The organism is Heliobacterium mobile, assembly GCF_009720735.1.
In the GTDB taxonomy this organism is placed as follows: domain Bacteria; phylum Bacillota; class Desulfitobacteriia; order Heliobacteriales; family Heliobacteriaceae; genus Heliobacterium; species Heliobacterium mobile.
The window spans coordinates 81,471-98,918 of sequence record NZ_WNKU01000001.1 but is presented as its reverse complement, the minus strand read 5'-3'; the positions used below and the strand labels follow the sequence as shown (position 1 = coordinate 98,918).

15 protein-coding genes are annotated in these 17,448 nt (G+C 52.8%); 1 reads left to right on the top strand and 14 read right to left on the bottom strand.

Annotated features, from left to right (window positions below; all coding sequences use genetic code 11):
• Window positions 1-28 precede the first annotated feature (28 nt).
• From GJ688_RS00460 to GJ688_RS00420, 9 genes are all read right to left on the bottom strand, one after another.
• A complete protein-coding gene (locus tag GJ688_RS00460) occupies window positions 29-1,462 on the bottom strand; it encodes a polymer-forming cytoskeletal protein (protein WP_155474572.1) in 1,434 nt (477 codons plus the stop codon).
• A 58-nt stretch (window positions 1,463-1,520) separates the two neighbouring features.
• A complete protein-coding gene (locus tag GJ688_RS00455) occupies window positions 1,521-2,174 on the bottom strand; it encodes a zf-HC2 domain-containing protein (protein ID WP_155474571.1) in 654 nt (217 codons plus the stop codon).
• On the bottom strand, window positions 2,171-2,752 hold the full coding sequence (locus GJ688_RS00450) for an RNA polymerase sigma factor (RefSeq protein ID WP_170291516.1): 582 nt from the start codon (window positions 2,750-2,752) through the stop codon (window positions 2,171-2,173). The genes GJ688_RS00455 and GJ688_RS00450 overlap by 4 nt, the downstream gene beginning before the upstream one ends.
• 225 nt (window positions 2,753-2,977) lie before the next feature.
• Window positions 2,978-4,228: an aspartate kinase gene (locus GJ688_RS00445; RefSeq protein WP_155474569.1), complete on the bottom strand. Its 1,251-nt coding sequence runs from the start codon at window positions 4,226-4,228 to the stop codon at window positions 2,978-2,980.
• A 41-nt stretch (window positions 4,229-4,269) separates the two neighbouring features.
• On the bottom strand, window positions 4,270-5,196 hold the full coding sequence (gene thrB / locus GJ688_RS00440; protein ID WP_155474568.1) for a homoserine kinase: 927 nt from the start codon (window positions 5,194-5,196) through the stop codon (window positions 4,270-4,272).
• Between the two features lies 1 nt (window position 5,197).
• The gene (thrC, locus tag GJ688_RS00435; RefSeq protein WP_170291515.1) at window positions 5,198-6,247 is read right to left on the bottom strand and encodes a threonine synthase; all 1,050 of its coding nucleotides are present in this window, start codon (window positions 6,245-6,247) and stop codon (window positions 5,198-5,200) included.
• Between the two features lie 55 nt (window positions 6,248-6,302).
• Entirely contained in the window at window positions 6,303-7,592 is a 1,290-nt protein-coding gene (locus GJ688_RS00430) for a homoserine dehydrogenase (RefSeq protein ID WP_155474566.1), read from the bottom strand.
• A 10-nt stretch (window positions 7,593-7,602) separates the two neighbouring features.
• Window positions 7,603-8,058: an ACT domain-containing protein gene (locus tag GJ688_RS00425; RefSeq protein WP_155474913.1), complete on the bottom strand. Its 456-nt coding sequence runs from the start codon at window positions 8,056-8,058 to the stop codon at window positions 7,603-7,605.
• A 95-nt stretch (window positions 8,059-8,153) separates the two neighbouring features.
• Window positions 8,154-8,855 carry a hypothetical protein gene (locus GJ688_RS00420; protein ID WP_155474565.1) on the bottom strand — a complete coding sequence of 234 codons (702 nt, stop codon included), beginning with the start codon at window positions 8,853-8,855 and terminating at the stop codon, window positions 8,154-8,156.
• 89 nt (window positions 8,856-8,944) lie between these two features.
• Between GJ688_RS00420 and GJ688_RS00415 the strand changes: the two genes are divergently transcribed.
• Window positions 8,945-10,108: a hypothetical protein gene (locus GJ688_RS00415; protein ID WP_155474564.1), complete on the top strand. Its 1,164-nt coding sequence runs from the start codon at window positions 8,945-8,947 to the stop codon at window positions 10,106-10,108.
• Window positions 10,109-10,132: 24 nt separating this feature from the next.
• Here GJ688_RS00415 and GJ688_RS00410 read toward each other — a convergent pair whose 3' ends face one another.
• The 5 genes from GJ688_RS00410 to aroA form a co-directional block, all read right to left on the bottom strand.
• The gene (locus GJ688_RS00410; RefSeq protein ID WP_170291514.1) at window positions 10,133-12,298 is read right to left on the bottom strand and encodes a type IA DNA topoisomerase; all 2,166 of its coding nucleotides are present in this window, start codon (window positions 12,296-12,298) and stop codon (window positions 10,133-10,135) included.
• A gap of 80 nt (window positions 12,299-12,378) precedes the next feature.
• Window positions 12,379-14,376, bottom strand: coding sequence for a bifunctional 4-hydroxy-3-methylbut-2-enyl diphosphate reductase/30S ribosomal protein S1 (locus GJ688_RS00405; protein ID WP_155474562.1), 1,998 nt, complete (start codon window positions 14,374-14,376; stop codon window positions 12,379-12,381).
• 292 nt (window positions 14,377-14,668) lie between these two features.
• Entirely contained in the window at window positions 14,669-15,319 is a 651-nt protein-coding gene (locus tag GJ688_RS00400; protein ID WP_155474561.1) for a lysophospholipid acyltransferase family protein, read from the bottom strand.
• 7 nt (window positions 15,320-15,326) lie between these two features.
• Window positions 15,327-16,004 (bottom strand): (d)CMP kinase, encoded by a 678-nt coding sequence (cmk, locus tag GJ688_RS00395; protein ID WP_170291513.1) that lies wholly within the window; start codon window positions 16,002-16,004, stop codon window positions 15,327-15,329.
• 126 nt (window positions 16,005-16,130) lie between these two features.
• Complete coding sequence (aroA, locus tag GJ688_RS00390) at window positions 16,131-17,444, bottom strand: 3-phosphoshikimate 1-carboxyvinyltransferase (protein WP_155474560.1); 1,314 nt, start codon at window positions 17,442-17,444, stop codon at window positions 16,131-16,133.
• Window positions 17,445-17,448 lie beyond the last annotated feature (4 nt).

Here is a 17,448-nt window from a genome sequence, read left to right as displayed (position 1 = left end):
GGAGAACCTCGGATTTGTCCTCATACCTTTACGGGGAGCCGTCGGACGATGAATCGATGGGATGGTTTTGCGGTGAATCTGTTGTGGTGCTTGACGGCGTTACCTCTTCGTTCGTCGATTTTCGATCCCGACGCTTTTGCCGCCATTCCCGCCATTGATCTCGAAAGCGTGGGTACCAGAGGCGGGTTACCGCGCCAAAGCCCATCAAGCCCGAAAGGAATAAAATGAACCAACCGATTAGGGGGACCCAACCCAGGTGGGCCAGCAAGAAGGCGCCGATCAGTACTTCTCCTAAAACGCCCAGCCCCTGCCAAGGGCCAAGGTGTTGAGATACCTTGCGTCCGATGACGAGCGACGCCGCCGTCCAACCGGCGATCGCCGCGGCCACAGCCGATAGGGTGAAGCCGATGGCGATAGGAATGCCGAGAATGGTGATGCCTGTTAGAAATACAAGCGGGCCTAAGGCGATAACCGTTAAAAAGCCAATCCAGAGGTTACGAAGGGGCTGCATGAGTATGGAGTCAGCCGCTTGTTCCGTATCCCGGAAAAGAAAGCTGTAGCTGATAAAGGATAACGCCAGCAGACCGATGAGCACAGGAATCCAAAAAAGTATTCCGTAAGCTAAGCCCCCACGTTCTTGGACAACGACAGATGAACTCGGATTGTTGTTTCGTACAGGCGGTATTGGCGCACTATTGTGCTCAGGCTCAAACTTGTCTTTTTTCTGGCTTTGATCAGTGATGATACGTATGCCACGACCGTCTGTGCCGGAGATGGTTCCTGATACTTGGGCGCCCGGTTCCATGACGATGTGATCAGAACTGCTTTGGATATTCCCTTTGACGACCGCAGTAGAACGTAGGACGATATTCTTCGCGGTCACATCACCGACTGTGCCGGCCAAATCGGCTTTCCCATCAGCTACGACGGTACCCGCGATTTGAGTACCTTCAGCAACGGTTATGTTAAAAGCTTTTACGGCACCGCCGATTGCCGCCGGATCTTTCGTCGAGAAGTCACGGTAGTTACCCGAATTCCTTTCTTGATCATTCTCTTGATAGAGTCGGACTTCTCTCGCAGTAACATTCGAACGGACATGCCCTCCCGTGATGATCACGTTGTAATCGGCGTTTACATTTCCGGCGACGATACCGCGTTCTTCCACCCGAATTTCCTTAGCTGTTACATCACCGAGAACCTGCCCTCCTTGAACGATGACACGGGAGCCCGCTTCCTGGATGCTAGCCCGTTGTTCGCCCGAGCGAACATAAACAGTATCTATGCCTCGCGGATCCCTTTCCGCCGTTCGGGGTTCCACTCCCATCGAGTGCTCGTCATAAAAAGGGGGGCTATTGATTTGACTCTTCGAATGCATAAAAAACAATCCTGTTCCGGCTGCGCCGACACCTATCAAAAGCACCGACAGGAGAAACCATTTTAATATAATTCCTACACGTTTCATCTCAATACACTTCCTTACATTCCTGATGCACTTTAGGGTCGTGGTTCAGTTTCATAAATCAATCGGTGATCTGACGCCGCCAGAGCCAGGCAGCTATAATACTCCAGGCGGCCATGCCTGTCCAAAGCCATGTCTGCTTGGGTATAGTGAACAGATAGAAGTCAGACAGATGTTGAACGATATTTCGTACGTTGCTGCCATGTCTGACGATGGCCTCGGTCAGGCGGAGTTTGCTTTCCACAAAATAAGTGACTACAAAACCTCCTGGATTCTGGACAAAGTGGTTTATGGCCGGATGGTGCTCAAGCCAATTCAATGCTATTTGAGGCCAGAAAAACCCGATCAGGAAAGCAGCAATCACGACGAGTCCTGCCCACCCTGCGGCGATCACCCCTTGTCGCTGCAACAGGTCTATCCAAGACAGGTCTGGTTCTTCCTTCACTGCTAAAACCTGCTGAACCAGTTGTTCCGTCCCTGAGAAAATCGATTCCGACTCTAGCGAAGTCCAAATTGAATCGAATAACCCTTCCGGAGGTTCCTCCAGCACCATGGCTTCTTGCAAAAAAAGATCAAACTCAGTTAGCTCGGCAAGTACCTTTTCGCATTCAGGACAATCTTGCAGATGGCTCTGTACAAAATCCCGGTCAGGGCAACTTAACTGCCCATCAGCATAAGCGGACAGCATCCATCGAATTTTTTCGCAGCGGCTCAAGGCAGAGGTTCTCCTTTCTCAGACAAATCTCGTAGGGACTCTCTAAGCATAACTTTCGCTCGATACAAGCGCGTTTCCACTGTCTTTTTCGGTAAATTCAAAACGTCGGCAATTTCTGAATAGGTCAAATCATCAAGGTGATAGAGGGCCACGACCGTTCGGTAATGTTCAGGCAGCGCTGCAATCGCTTCCCGAACCTTCTTCCCCGTCTCTTTGCGGATAACTTCCCCTTCAGGCCCATTGCCCCGCCAAGGGATCGCCCCTTCAGAATGAACCTCTGCATGCGGTTCGAGCGGCACTGTCGTCCATTTCCGTTTTCGCATCCTGTCGATACAGTGGTTAGTAGCCAACCGGTAGGCCCAGGTGGAGAATTTAGAGTGGCCTCGGAACTGGGGTATGGCCCTGCAGATAAGGAGCAGAGACTCTTGCGCTGCGTCCCTGGCATCTTCCCGGTGTTGCAACAAGCGAAGGCACAGGTTATACACCGGTTTCTGAATCGTTGCCAGTAGCGTAGACAGCGCTTCTTTGTCTCCCGACTTGCAGCGTTCAATGAAAGCCTCGTTCAATAGGTCATCCATGACCGGTGGCATCCCTCCCCTCGCATCGAATTGCTATCGGTTCTTGATCTTGGCTTCTGTAAGATTAGACGAAGGGGCCCTTCGAAACCCTTCAAGAATAAATAAAAAAGTCCTTCCCCAATATTTTCATCAGGGAAGGACTTATAAAACAAACCGATTCTATTTTCGGAGCCCTTAGCGAACGGAGTCATTACACCCCGATTTACCATGATGTACCTCTACTAATTAGCTCGCAAACCCTTCACTGTTGACCGGGGCGTCCCCTTCCAACTCGAAAGACTTGTGAATCGCCTGTACCGCCCGCTTAGCGTCGTCAGCCCGAACGACACAAGAGACTTTGATCTCCGAGGTAGCGATCATTTCGATGTTGATGCCTTCTTCAGCCATGGTTTCAAACATCATCGCTGCTACACCGGGACGGCTGACCATGCCGGCCCCAACGATGGACACCTTGGCTAAGTTGGCATCATAGCTCAGTCCGCCGGCTCCGATAGCCTCTTTCACTGCTTCGACGACAGCGACTGCCGTGTCCAGATCATCTTTGACGACCGTGAAAGCGATGTCGTTGCGATCATTTCGCATAGCGCTCTGGATGATCATATCCACGTTGATCCGCTTTTCGGCGAGGGCTTTAAAGAGCATTTTCGCGACGCCCGGCTTATCGGGAACATCAAACAGTCCGATTTTGGCGACGTTGAGGTCATAAGCGACACCGCTGACCATGAGTTCTTTTTCCATTGAATCTACTGCCTCCTGCACCAAGGTTCCTGGATTATGGTTGAAGCTCGAACGGACGTGAATGGGAACACCATATTCCTTGCCCAGTTCAACCGAACGAGGATGGAGAACTTGGGCACCCAAACTAGCCAATTCCAGCATTTCATCGTAAGTGATCCTTTGCAGTTTATGAGCTTTGGGGACAATCCGCGGGTCCGCTGTATAGACACCGTCCACATCGGTGAAGATTTCACAGACATCGGCTTTTAAGGCAGCCGCAATAGCTACCGCCGTCGTATCAGAACCACCGCGGCCGAGCGTCGTGATCTCTCCGTCTTCGGTCGCCCCTTGGAACCCGGCGACGATGATGATGTTGCCGTTATCGAGTTCCTGCTGAAGTCGCTCAGGGTTGACGTCGAGGATTTTCGCCTTCCCGTGAACATGTTCCGTCAGGATCCCCACCTGGGGACCGGTCAAGGAGAGCACGGGGTATCCCAATTTATCAATCGCCATGGCTAACAAAGCGATGGAGACTTGTTCTCCTGTCGCCAGGAGCATATCCATTTCCCGGGCTTTCGGTTTGTCCGTAATCTCTTTGGCCAAGTCGATCAGGTCATCGGTGCTGTCACCCATGGCCGATACGATCACTACAACTTGGTTACCTGCTTGCTGGGTTTCTACGACCCGTCGGGCGACCCGCTTGATGCGTTCGGCGTTAGCTACGGAAGAACCGCCGAACTTCTGGACAACGATGGCCAAGTCGGTTCACATCCTTTTGAAACACAATGTTGTAATTATATTTATATGACCTTAGCTCCCATGGGGCAAGGTTTCAATTCTTTGGTGATACATTTGACGCCGTGAGCGGCGAAAGCATCTTCCATGGCTTGGGCGATACCGCCGGTATTTTCGCGGGAAAAGGCAATCAATGTGGGACCAGCACCGCTGAGGACAGCAGCCAGTGCCCCGGCTTTGCGAGCTGCCTCAAATACATCGGCCATACCCGGGATGAGCGACATCCGGTAGGGCTGATGGAGACGGTCTTCCATCACTTTGCCGAGAAGGTCCCAATCGTTATGAATGATCGCCATAATGACCATACTGGTTCGGGACACATTAAAGACAGCATCTCGATGGGGCACTTCTTTTGGCAAGGCTCCGCGAGCTTTCTTCGTTGCCAGATGGAATTCAGGAATCGCCACGATCGCCCTCATGCCATAGGGCGGCGGAATTTTACGGCTGACCACTTCTTTACCCTTGGACGTGGTCACTTGAGCCGAAACGACAACACCGCCAAACAAAGCCGGTGCGACGTTGTCCGGATGGCCTTCAAATTCTGTGACGATTTCCAGGATCTCCTGATCGCTCAAAAAGTTACCGCATAATTCGTTGGCGGCTACGGCACCGCCGACGAGAGCAGCCGCTGACGATCCTAACCCGCGAGCCACAGGGATTTCATTGATGAGTTTAAGGTGTAAGCCTGTCGGGTTTTTTCCCGCCTGTTGATAGACCTGGCGGACCACTTTGAGCACGATGTTGCTCTCGTTGCGGGGAATGCTTGAAGCCCCTTCCCCTTCGACTTCGACAGTGACCCCTTGACTAGTCTCCGAAAGTTCAACGAAGTTGTAGATGTCTAAGGCCATACCTAGCGTATCGAAGCCGGGACCTAAGTTGGCCGTCGTTCCCGGCACTTTTACTCGAACGGAGGGAATGGGGGCTTCCGTCATATCAGAAAACCTCCCGTAAAACTGCCTCTTCCGTCGCCGGTACCATGATGGGGCCGCCAGCCACCGTTTTAATCGCATTATCAGGGTCTTTTAAACCGTTACCGGTGAGAACGCAGACGATCTTCGCACCTTCCGGCAGATAGCCGGCTTTGCGTTTTTTGATCACGCCGGCTAAAGAAGCGGCCGAAGCAGGTTCACAGAAGATCCCTTCTTGTGAGGCCAGCATGCGGTAGGCAGCCAGGATCTCTTCATCAGTCACATAATCAATGCAGCCGCCGGAATCGCGAGCCGCGGCGACAGCGCTTTGCCAGGAAGCCGGGTTACCGATGCGAATCGCCGTAGCGACCGTTTCCGGTTTTTCAATGACCCGATCAAAGACGATGGCTGCAGCGCCTTCGGCTTCAAAGCCGATCATCTTCGGTGTCTTATCAACCTTGCCAGCTTGTTTCCACTCGACAAAGCCTTTCCAATAGGCAGTGATGTTGCCAGCGTTGCCGACAGGAATGGCCAGGTAATCGGGCACATCGCCCAACTGCTCACAAACCTCAAAAGCTGCCGTCTTCTGGCCTTCGATACGGTAGGGATTGACTGAGTTCACCAAGGTGACAGGATGTTTGGCACAGATATCGCGGACAATGCGTAGCGCCTCGTCGAAGTTACCTTCGATGGCGATCACCTTGGCACCATAAATCAGCGCTTGGGCCAGTTTGCCCAGAGCGATCTTCCCTTCGGGAATCAAGACGATGCACTTAATTCCGCAACGGGCGGCATAGGCGGCAGCCGCAGCGGACGTATTGCCGGTGGAGGCGCACATGATGGCTTGTGAACCCTCTTCGACGGCTTTCGCAACAGCCATGACCATGCCACGGTCCTTGAAAGAGCCTGTCGGGTTCATGCCTTCAAACTTGAAGTATAATTCGGCACCGATCTGTTCTGACAGGCGCGGTGCCGCGATAAGCGGGGTGTTACCTTCTTTTAAAGTCAACATGGGGGTTTTTTCGGTCACCGGTAAAAATTCTTTAAACGCAGGTATGATTCCTGGCCAGTTCACAATATTTGCTCCTCTCAATCTCCCCCCGGTGCTCGATCACACCGGCTGGTTTGTGCTACCCCTGCTCGACACGAATAACATTGCCGATCTTCTCTACAATAGGCATTTCCGAAAGGATATTCAAGGCTTTTTGCAAGTTTTCTTCCTGAACTTTATGTGTAACCAGGACGATCTCGGCTTCATTACCGAATTGTTCCTGTTGAATGAGCGTTTGGATGCTGACCCCTTCGTCACCAAAAACGCCGGCGATGGAAGCGAGTACCCCTGGTTTCTCAGTCACAAGCAGACGGATGTAGTATTTGCCTTCGACTTCACCGATGGATTTGATCGGCTTTTGATGATAGCAGGTGCAGCTAAGACGTCCTGTATGGCCGTTGATGATGTTGCGGGCCACATCGATGATATCACCGACGACAGCGCTGCCTGTCGGCATGTCGCCAGCTCCCCGTCCGTAGAACATAGTCTCGCCGACAGCATCGCCTTTGACGAAAATAGCGTTAAAAGCATCATTGACAGAGGCAAGAGGATGGCTGTTGGGGATCATGGCTGGATGAACCCGGGCTTCCACTTTCCCGTGAGTCTCTTTGGCGATGCCGAGAAGCTTGATCGTATATCCCATCTGGCTGGCATACTGGATATCGCGAGCCGATATTTTCGTGATCCCTTCCACGTGGACATCATTTAAGGTGATTCGCGTATTAAAGGCGATTGAGGCCAAAATGGCGAGTTTGCGGGCCGCATCCAGGCCTTCCACGTCGGCCGTCGGATCGGCTTCCGCATAGCCCAGCGCCTGGGCTTCTTTGAGCACCTCAGAAAAGTCGCTGCCTTCCTGAGTCATCTTCGTCAGGATGAAGTTGGTCGTCCCGTTGATGATGCCTTTGATATCTTCAATTTGGTTGCCGGCCAGGCATACTTTGAGGGGACGAATGATGGGAATGCCGCCAGCGACAGAAGCTTCGAACTCCAGGTCAAGACCATTCGCCTCGGCCAGAGCGAAGAGTTCTCGCCCATGAATCGCCATCAGGTCTTTGTTGGCGGTGACCACGTTTTTACCGGAGCTCAAAGCTGCCTTGATATATTCCAAGGCGGGATGGATCCCACCCATAAGCTCTACGATGATAGAAATCTCGGGATCCTCCAGGATTTCTGCCGGGTTGTCCGTCAACAAGACCGGATCGATCGGAAGGGCCCGCGGTTTCGTCACGTCCCGGACAAGCACTTTTTTAACTTTTACGGGCCGGCCTAAACGCCGGGCGATATCTTCCAAGCGATTTTCCAAGATACGCAATGTGCCGCTGCCGACGGTTCCGAAACCGAGCAATCCGATCCATATAGGTTGGTTCATAGAGTGCACCTCACTTTTTTTCACTATCCCCGACTAACTGGGCCGTCCGGACGCCAGTGAGTTGTCTCAACTCACTGAGCAATCGAGGCACGTCCACTGACATTTGGCTCGTATCCATGACTAGGGATACGGGAGCCAAACCTTTTTCCGGTACGGACTGATTGATGGTAAGAATATTGCCGTCGACGGCAGCTACCGTGTTCAACACCCGCGATAAAATGCCCGGATGATGTTCGAGCATGAGACTCACTGAGATAATGCTCGTACGGCCCGATTCCCGAAAGGGAAGAACTCCGTCTTTGTATTTGTAATAAGCGCTCCGGCTCAAACCGACAATTTCCACGGCTTCGCTGACTTTAGCGACCTCACCTTTCGCCAGCATTTCATTGACCATGGCTGTCTTTAAGATAGCTTCCGGGAGAATCTCGCCATCGACGAGATAGAAACGTTTTCCCCCTGGGTTCATGGCTTCACCTCTGTCCATCTGGGGAGGAATGTTTCCCTGTATGGTAGACATTATATCGATCTTTTACCCACGTCGGCAACCCCTAAATCGAATTTTTATTTCTTTTGTCGTTTGGCTATCCATCCTATAAAAAATAACCCCATCGCCATTGCCACAAATGCCATGACCACCAGCAGTTGGGTAGGATTATACCAAGCCCGGACTTGCAGCACCTGAACCGGATGCTTTACGGCTCGAGCAATGCTCCGTTCCTCTGGAACACCGACTTGCAGCGAGTATTTTCCGGGCTTTCCTTCTTTGTCAAATACGGCCAGGTAGTAGTCGGCGTCGCTGGGTAGACGGAATTGAAAGACTTGTGTGATCCAGTAATCACACCTAGTCATCGGATCGGTAACTTCCCGTTCTCTCAGGGACGGTTCGACGATATGAGCCCCCAGTCCATTCGGTATGACACAATAGGAAGGATCTAAGGATACCATAGGCAAGCCTGGTCCAATGACGGCCACAGAGGGTCGAAAAGTCTCCAGGCCTCCCCGTCGAGGTATCGCCATTTCAAAAAGAAGCAGATCGCCTTTTTTGCCTTGTACTCGATAATAGTCCGTTTGACCGGCATAAAACAGTTTTCCGTAGATGATTTGGCTTTGTTCGAGGGACAAGGGTGCCGCTTTTTGCAAAACCGTATACCGCTGTCCCGAAAAGAGGGGCTCGTCGGCATAGGCTGGCAGGGTGCAGACCAGGACGAAGATGCAAAGAGCCATAAGCGAACCATGTATCCAGGTCAGGAATTTCCCTCTCATTTTAAATCCTCCTAACCTTTTCCCCCTCACGTTCATAGTATGGTAGCGGAAAAAATGACCGCCGTGAACTTGGAGGGGGATTCATTTCGATGGCTGTTTACCCGCATTGTCCTTACGGCATGGAGACATACCGGCAGCCCGGTTTGATGGGAACCGGACCGGGTTACTGCAGGCATAGGTGCCCTCAAGAACCGCATTTGCTCTGCATGATGCAGCAGATGGTGTCCCAGGCCGTGCAGTCGCGCTGCGATGAGATGTACTTTCACCTCTACCACCATATGCAATGCAGGTTGTTGGACATGATGGAAATGCAGGAACCCCATCGGGTACTACCGGAAGAGCGAGTGCCCAGTGGTTCACTTCCGCAGCCGATGCCCCAACCGATGCCGCAAACAAGCCCTGTCAACGAACCGGCTGTACCGACCGATCCGCCGCCTTATCCCTATGCCTATCCTTACAGAGAGTTGCTCCCTCAGCCCTGTCCCTCCACACCTAAGCCGATGCCTGGAGCCTCGCCTACTCCTACTCCTACTCCTACTCCGCTGCCCGGTCCGGAGGCTTCCCCGTCTCCCGCACCTGTGCCGTTACCGGGAGTTTCTCCAACCCCTACCCCACTCCCTTCACCTGGAGTATCTCCGTCTCCCGGACCAACCCCCGGTCAACCACCGTTCCCGACACCCTATGGGCTACCTCAACCAGCGCCAGGGACAATTCCATTCCCGTCCGTTCCTGAATCGCCACCAGACGCATATCTCTCACCAGGTCAAGGCGAACTCCTTCCGGTGCGTCCCATCGCACCGCCTACGGTACGTCCTCTTCCCCGTCCGGCTAGAAGGCCCACCATCGTCATCCCCTTATCGAAAAAAGAAAATGACGAAGTACCGACTTTAACGTCTGAAGACATCGTTGAAACCGATGCCGAGAGACCATCATCTACGGAAATTCTCTCTGATTCAGCTACGACAGAGACGATGGCAGTGAGTGCCGACGAGACAGTCTCTGCGGCGAACTCCCGCGAAGATTCGTTCATCTCATCCGATGACGAGCTGGCTTTGTCTACGGGACCTCAATCTCTCGAAGAACAAGAGAGCAGCGTAGCGGCAGAAGCCGTGGTGACTGCGCAATCAGAAGCGGAAACAAGTGAGAACGTCGTCACTGAGACGGTCATCAGTGAGTCCAGAGATACTACAAGCAACGCAACAGAAGACGAAATGGTACAAAGCAAGTCCAAAAATTCTCCCAAAAAGGTATGAATGTTGAAACCCCCCGTCTGCTTCTTACGATGCAGGTGCGGGGGGTTTTTTTTGACTCCTCGGGCGACTTGTCTGCGTACTGCCGGTTTTGGGACTGCTTGCTTTGGGACTGGATTCATATTGAAGATCCATCTGTCCGGTCTCACGATCAAAAGTGATGATTGCCGGGTAAGGCTTCTTTTCCTTACTGTAAAAGCGGAGACGGGGCGACTTGCCTTTCTGCAGCAGGGCAAGGGCTGTTTTTTCGGAGATTTTCTTTCCCCGGAATGTCTTCCAAATGGTGATGGGGCAATTTAGGTTTTTCCAGTTGGAACAAGCATAGGCTTTGCGATTTTCAACGATCTGCCCGCCGCAGCGGGGGCAGACACCGAGTGACTTGGCGCAAGCGCTCTTGTCATACCATGTTTTATCAGCCTGAGCTAGCTGACGAATCACATGGACCGTTAGATCGACCACTTTGCGGTTGAATTCCTGGGACTGGCCATTAGCCCGGGCAATTTCATTTAAGTATTTTTCCCACCGTCCTGTCATCTCTGCCGAGAGCAGGACAGGGATATTGGCACGTTCCACCAGTTCAATCAATGCCATGCCTTTAGCGGTCGGCTCAATATGTTTGCCCTCAAGCTCTATGTAACCGACATCTTTTAGCCGTTCAATGATCGACGCCCGGGTCGCCGGCGTACCTAACCCGGCATCTTTGAGCACTTCCCTCAGTTCCTCGTCGTCGAGCTTCTTACCGGCCGTCTCCATCGCTCCCAGCAGGCTGCCTTCCGTATAGGGCTTCGGCGGTTCCGTCTGCTTTTCCGTGGCTTCACTATGAACGCAGCGAACAGGTACACCAGGCTGTTGCGGGAGCAGCAGCTTTTCTTCGGGAGGTTTCCATCCTCCGTCCACCACTTTCCAGCCTGGATCGATGATCACCTTTTCATCGGTGCGAAAAAGATGCTTATCGATCCGGGTGATGACGCGGGTCTCCTTAAAGCGAGCCGGCAGGAAGTAATGAGCTAATAAACGCCGCACGATTCGATCATATACCTTTAGGGCATCACCGGTGAGCTTGTCCGGCACAAAGGTGGTCGGCAATATGGCGTGATGCTCCTCTACCGCTTCCGGACGGCAAAGGTTGCGGTTGCGCTCCTGCACCAGTTGAGGATTGCCTTTTTGGACCCATTCGCCATAGACGGGGTGGCCGCCGAGGCGGCGGGCAACCGCGCGAATCAGCCCGATGCCATGGGTATCGACATACCGGCTATTGGTACGAGGGTAGGTGATGAATTTCCGGTCATACAGCTCCTGAGCGATCTTCAACGTCTTGCTGGCGGCAAATCCGAAGAGACGGTTGCAGTCCCGCTGCAGGGTAGTCAGGTCGTATAGCTTGGGAGGAAGTTCTCTCGATTCTTTCTGTTCAAGCGTTTCCACCGTTCCCGGCCGGTTTTGGACTTCCTGAGCGATCGATTGGGCTTGCTCCCGCTTATCGAACCTTGTCTCTTCGCCTTGAAACCATCTGCCTTGATAGTTGCAGCCTTCGCCTTGAAAGTTTGCCCATACTTCCCAGTAGTTCTGGCGGACAAAGTCATCCCGCAACCGGCGGTTTGCACAGATCATGGCGAGGACAGGCGTCTGTACCCGGCCAAGGGAAAGGAGTTCTCCAAAACGAGTCGTAAAAGCTCGTGTCGCATTGATGCCGATGAGCCAATCGCCTTCGCTCCGGCAGCGGGCCGATGCAAAGAGGTTATCATACATGGTGATCGGCTTCATTTCCCTCATGGCCTCCCGGATCGCTTCAGGGGTTAGGGAAGCCGTCCAGAGACGCCACGTGGGCAGATGGTGCAATCCGAGAAAAGCGACAATATAGCGAAAGATGAGTTCCCCTTCCCGGGCGGCATCACAGGCGTTGATCAAGCTTTTGCTTTTTTTTGCCAAGGCGGCAATCGCTTTAAGTTGGGCTTCCGTGTTGGCCACAGGGCGCAACTGAAACTCCGGTAAGAGGGGCAGGTCTTCGAAACGCCAGCGCTTTAAGCTGGACCGGTAATCTTCCGGTTCGGCCAGTTGTACCAGGTGTCCGATGGCCCAACTGATGTAATAGTCCTTGCTTTCCAGATAATTTCGTTTTTTGACGAAGGGCTCTGTCAAGGCTTCCGCAATCGCTTCAGCGGCGCTCGGTTTTTCAGCGATAATCAAGGTTTTCACAGGCGGCCTCCCAAGGGGACAGGAAAAGCGGGACAGCACCTGTCCCGCTTCTACGATCCGTCCGGTCGATGGTATGGAGATTATTGATTGTCTTGATTGGCCAGGTATTCCTGGACCTCGGCGTTGGCTTCGTCGTCTTTGACGGCACGCATGCTCAATGAGATGCGCCGTTCGGCCTCTTTGATATCGAGGACTTTGACTTTGACCTGATCGCCTACGGAAACGACCTCATCGGGCTTATTGATCCGGCGGTCAGCCAGTTGGGAGATATGAATCAATCCGTCTACGCCCGGCTCCAATTCGGCAAAAGCGCCAAAGGGAGTGAGCCGTACGATGGTGACGGTGATGATGCTGTCGATGGGGTATTTTTCGGTGATTTTATCCCAGGGGTTTGGAAGCACCTGCTTGAGGCCAAGGGAAACTTTTTCTTTCTCCCGGTCTACTTTCAGCACGAAAACATTGATGACGTCGCCTTCTTTGACGATTTCATTAGGATGCTTGATGCGTCCCCAGGACATCTCCGAGATATGGAGCAGACCGTCTACACCACCAAGATCGACAAAGGCGCCAAAGTCGGAGAGACGGCGGACAGTACCCCGGCGGGTTTGTCCTTCCGATAGTTCTTCCCAGGTCTTACCGCGAGCTTGTTTGTATTCTTCTTCCAGCACTGCTTTCGCCGACAGGACGCAGTTGTTCCGGCGAGTGTCGATTTCCATCACTTTCATGCGCAGCGTCTGGCCGATGTATTTGTTCAGGTTCTCAACATAGCCTCGATCGACTTGGGAAGCCGGCACGAAACCGGTCACGCCCACATCAACGCGGAGACCGCCTTTGACGACGGCGATGACTTCACCGGTGACGATTTCGTCTTTCTCTTTCGCTTCTTGAATGTGAACGATCTTTTCCCGTTCGATAGCCCGACGGCGGGAGAGGATCATGTTTCCGTCTTCCGACTCGGCCTTAACGATGACCACTTTCACTTCGTCGCCCACTTTAACGATGCCTTCGGCCGAATCAGGGGTGCGAGTGGCCAACTCTCGCAGGGGAATAACGCCTTCCGACTTACCGCCTACGTCTACGAGGACTTCATCTTGTCTAACCTTAACAACGGTACCTGTGACAAGACCGCCTTCTTTCGGTGCCCCTTCTTCGAAAATCCGCAAGGATTCGGCAAAGCTCTCGCCCATATCCTCAAATTCTGCGGCAGATTCCTGAGTTTGTGCTTGAAATTCTGTTTCCTTTTCCTGGTTCAGTTCGGTCATTCTTTGAATTACCTCCTCGATGATCCAACGGGGAGTTGAAGCCCCCGCCGTTACCCCCGCTTTTTGCTTGCCCGTAAACCATTCGGGCTCAAGTTCGGCAGCCTCTTCTATGTGATAGGTGGGAACCCCTGTGTCCCGGCAAATTTGCGCTAATTTTACCGTGTTTGAACTGTTGCGGCCTCCTATAACCACCATGACGTCAACCTCGTTTACCAGTTGACGGGCTGCTTTTTGACGGTTGCCGGTAGCAGCGCAGATGGTATTACGCAGTTCCAGTTCTACGGGCTGAGCGCGCAAGGCCTGTTCGATCTCCCGCAAGGTGGCCTCTTTGAGGGTAGTTTGTGCGATTAACGCCACCTTACCCTGAAGCTTTAGGGTGGCTGCTTCTTCCCCGTTCGCCACGACAAAAGCTTTGCCGTCGCTCCAGGCCAGGATCCCTTGTACTTCAGGATGATTTCGGTCTCCGGCAATCACCACTTGGTACCCCTTTTGGGTAAACCGTTGGGCAAGGGTTTGTACCTTTTTGACAAAGGGGCAAGTGGCGTCGATGACGGGGAAGTCTCTTTCTTTGGCCTCTTGATAGACTTCTGGTCCTACGCCATGGGAACGAATGACGAGACGAGCCGGTGTACGGTCCTGCAAATCATCGTAAACCTTTACCCCCTGCCGGGCTAGTCGCTCAACGACTTGAGGGTTGTGGATGAGGGGCCCATAGGTGGCCACGCATTGTTTCTGTTTTACTTCATCTTCAACCAGATCAAGAGCTCGCTGAACTCCAAAACAAAACCCAGCGTGATCCGCCAGGAGTACTTGCAATCCCATCACTCCCCGAGTTAGTCTGGTTTTATTTTCGTGATAAATCTAAGAAATCCTGCTTTTAGATCCAAATAACTCATAGTTTTCACCGCTCTCCTGGGCATCTATCAACAGTATTTAATCTCCCTTCTTTTTTCATGTCTTCAATGGTTGGAGGAATTTTTCTGATTCGTAGCCTCTTTGAAAAAGGTATACCTGTCCTTGGACAAAAAAGTTGCCCTTGAGGGCTTTATTTACCATTAAATAAAGTCCTCAAGGGCAACTTCATAATTTTTATGGACTACAGAACTTTTTATAACATTTTTTTAGCATCCTGAACCAAGGCAGCGATCGTCGTCATCAATTGTTCGGACAGTTCATGCATGTCTTTGGACGTCAGCTTTCCCCCATCCGAATTCAAATAGATGGGCGAGCCAAAACAGACTGAAACGGGACGAAACCAACCGCCAGAAAAGACGTTTTGACTGTTATACAAGCCCACGGGGACGATCGGTGCTCCGGCTTTGGCGGCGATCATGACGGTACCCGCCTTCGCTTCACCCATTTCGCCGGTCTTGCTTCGGGTCCCCTCTGGGAAGATGCCGATCACCTTACCCTGATTGAGGATGTCGATCGACATCTTTAAGGCTTGACGGCCCATTTTACTCCGATCGACCGGATATGAGCCGGCTAAATTCACGATGTAACTTACGAAAGGAACCTCGAACAATTCTTTCTTGGCCATAAAGTGAACTTTTCGCGGGGAGGCGCAGACGAGAATCATCGGATCCCAGTTTGAGGCATGATTAAAAGCCATGATGATAGGGCCATCTTTCGGGACATTTTCAAGTCCCTGCAGGCGCCATCGACAAATCCGTGCAAAAAAGAAGATCAGCATTCCTCGAATGAAGCGGTACATAAAAGACGAAGTGACAAATTCCCGGTGTTGCGTCAACTCACTCATCGCCTGATCAGCCCCCCGCCTTATGTACCATCTGCAAAACCTGTTGAACCACTGCTTCCCGATCCATACCCGTCGTGTCTAATAGTTGGGCATCTTCCGCTTTGACCAAGGGGGCTACATCACGGCATTCATCCTCTTTGTCCCGCTGAGCAATGTCTGCTTGCAACTGTTCCAAGGTGATGTCGACGCCTTTTGCCGACATTTCGAGGTAGCGCCGGCGGGCCCGCTCTTCAATGGAAGCGGTCAGAAATATCTTAACCTCCGCCCTTGGAAGGACATAGGAACAGATATCCCGTCCATCCATGACGACACCGCATTCCTCGGCGAGGCGCTGCTGCAAGCGCACCATCGGTACCCGGACACCGGCAACAGCAGCCACTTGGGATACATGGCGCGATACTTCAGGAAGGCGAATCGCATCGGTCACATCTTGACCGTTGATGAGCACCTTCAGCCCTTCGAGGGTAGGCAACAGGCGGATGTCCGTTGCTTCGGCAAGGAGGGATAAGGCGGACTCATCGTTTAAATCAATATCCTTTTGCAGGGCCAACCATGTCAGTGCCCGGTACATGGCTCCCGTATCGATATAGAGATAATCGAGTCGACGGGCTACCTCCCGGGCGACAGTGCTCTTTCCTGCACCTGCGGGACCGTCGATGGCCACTTGGATTCCGGCTTTCGTCACGTACCATACTCCTTTAGTCTGGGTCTACCGCCCACATCGCTAGGGGTTTAGCGAATATGAGCTTGTAGATCGGGCAGAGAAATTCTTCTTCTTGCCGGATATTTTACCATAAATGACCTGAAAGTCCTAGTTTCGAAGGGATTGCAGGGTGGCAGCGAAGCCAGGAAAGGACACATCGATGGAAGCAGCATCACGGATAACCGTCTCGTCGGCGGCGAGGAGACCGGCGATGGCTAAAGACATGGCGATACGGTGATCACCGTGGCTGTCTACAGTGCCGCCTTTGACTTGTTGGTTGCCAGGGATGATCATCCCATCGGGAGTTTCTTCAACGGTCACCCCAAGTTTGCGCAGTTCTTCCGCTAAAACGGCGATGCGATCCGTTTCTTTAACCCGAAGCTCAGCAGCGTCTTTAATAATCGTCGTGCCTTCTGCAAACAGAGCGGCCACGGCGATGATGGGGAGTTCATCGATCAACCGGGGAATAATAGCGCCTTCGATCGTCGTCCCTTTCAGCGATGCACTTTGGACGGTGATATCAGCGACCGGCTCACCAGCGACCAGGCGCTCGTTTTCTACATGGAGATTGGCACCCATCTCGCGAAGAACGTCGAGAATGCCGTCGCGAGTGGGGTTGATGCCGATATTGCGCAAGGTGACTTCCGAACCGGGGACGATGCTGGCGGCGACGAGCAAAAAAGCGGCCGATGAGATGTCGCCGGGAACTTCAATCTCTTGACCATGTAAGCTAGGGAAGCTTTCGATCTCTGCCGTCAATCCTCGATCCAGCCGGTTTAACTTGGCACCGAAGGACGAGAGCATCCGCTCCGTATGATCCCGGGAAAGCAACGGTTCTGTCACTCGGGTTTTGCCGTCAGCGAACAACCCTGCCAGCAAAATCGCCGATTTGACCTGGGCGCTCGCCACGGGACTTTGATAATGGATCGCTTTGAGGGGCTGCTCGGTTCCGTAGATAGCTAATGGCGCTTTATTCGCTCCTTCACGCCCTCGAATGGAAGCGCCCATTTCGATCAGCGGCTCGGTCACTCGGGCCATGGGTCGCCGCCGGATCGAGCCGTCGCCGGTGAGGACGGAGAAAAAGGACTGGCCGCTCAATATGCCGGTAATCAGCCGCATGGTCGTTCCCGAGTTACCTACATCAAGAACATCGGCCGGTTCTTGCAATCCTTCCAAGCCTTTACCATGAACGAGGACTTCTGTCGGTCCTGGCATCTCGATGGAAACGCCTAGTTTGCGAAAACAGTCGATGGTGGAAAGGCAATCTTGACCGGGAAGAAAGCGATGGACTCGCGTCGTTCCCTTCGCCAAGGCGCCAAACATGACCGCCCGGTGAGAGATCGATTTGTCACCAGGAACTTCTGTTTCCCCGCGAAGGGAGCCGCCGGGAGTGATGCTTAGTATCTGGTGGGATTCATGCATGGCA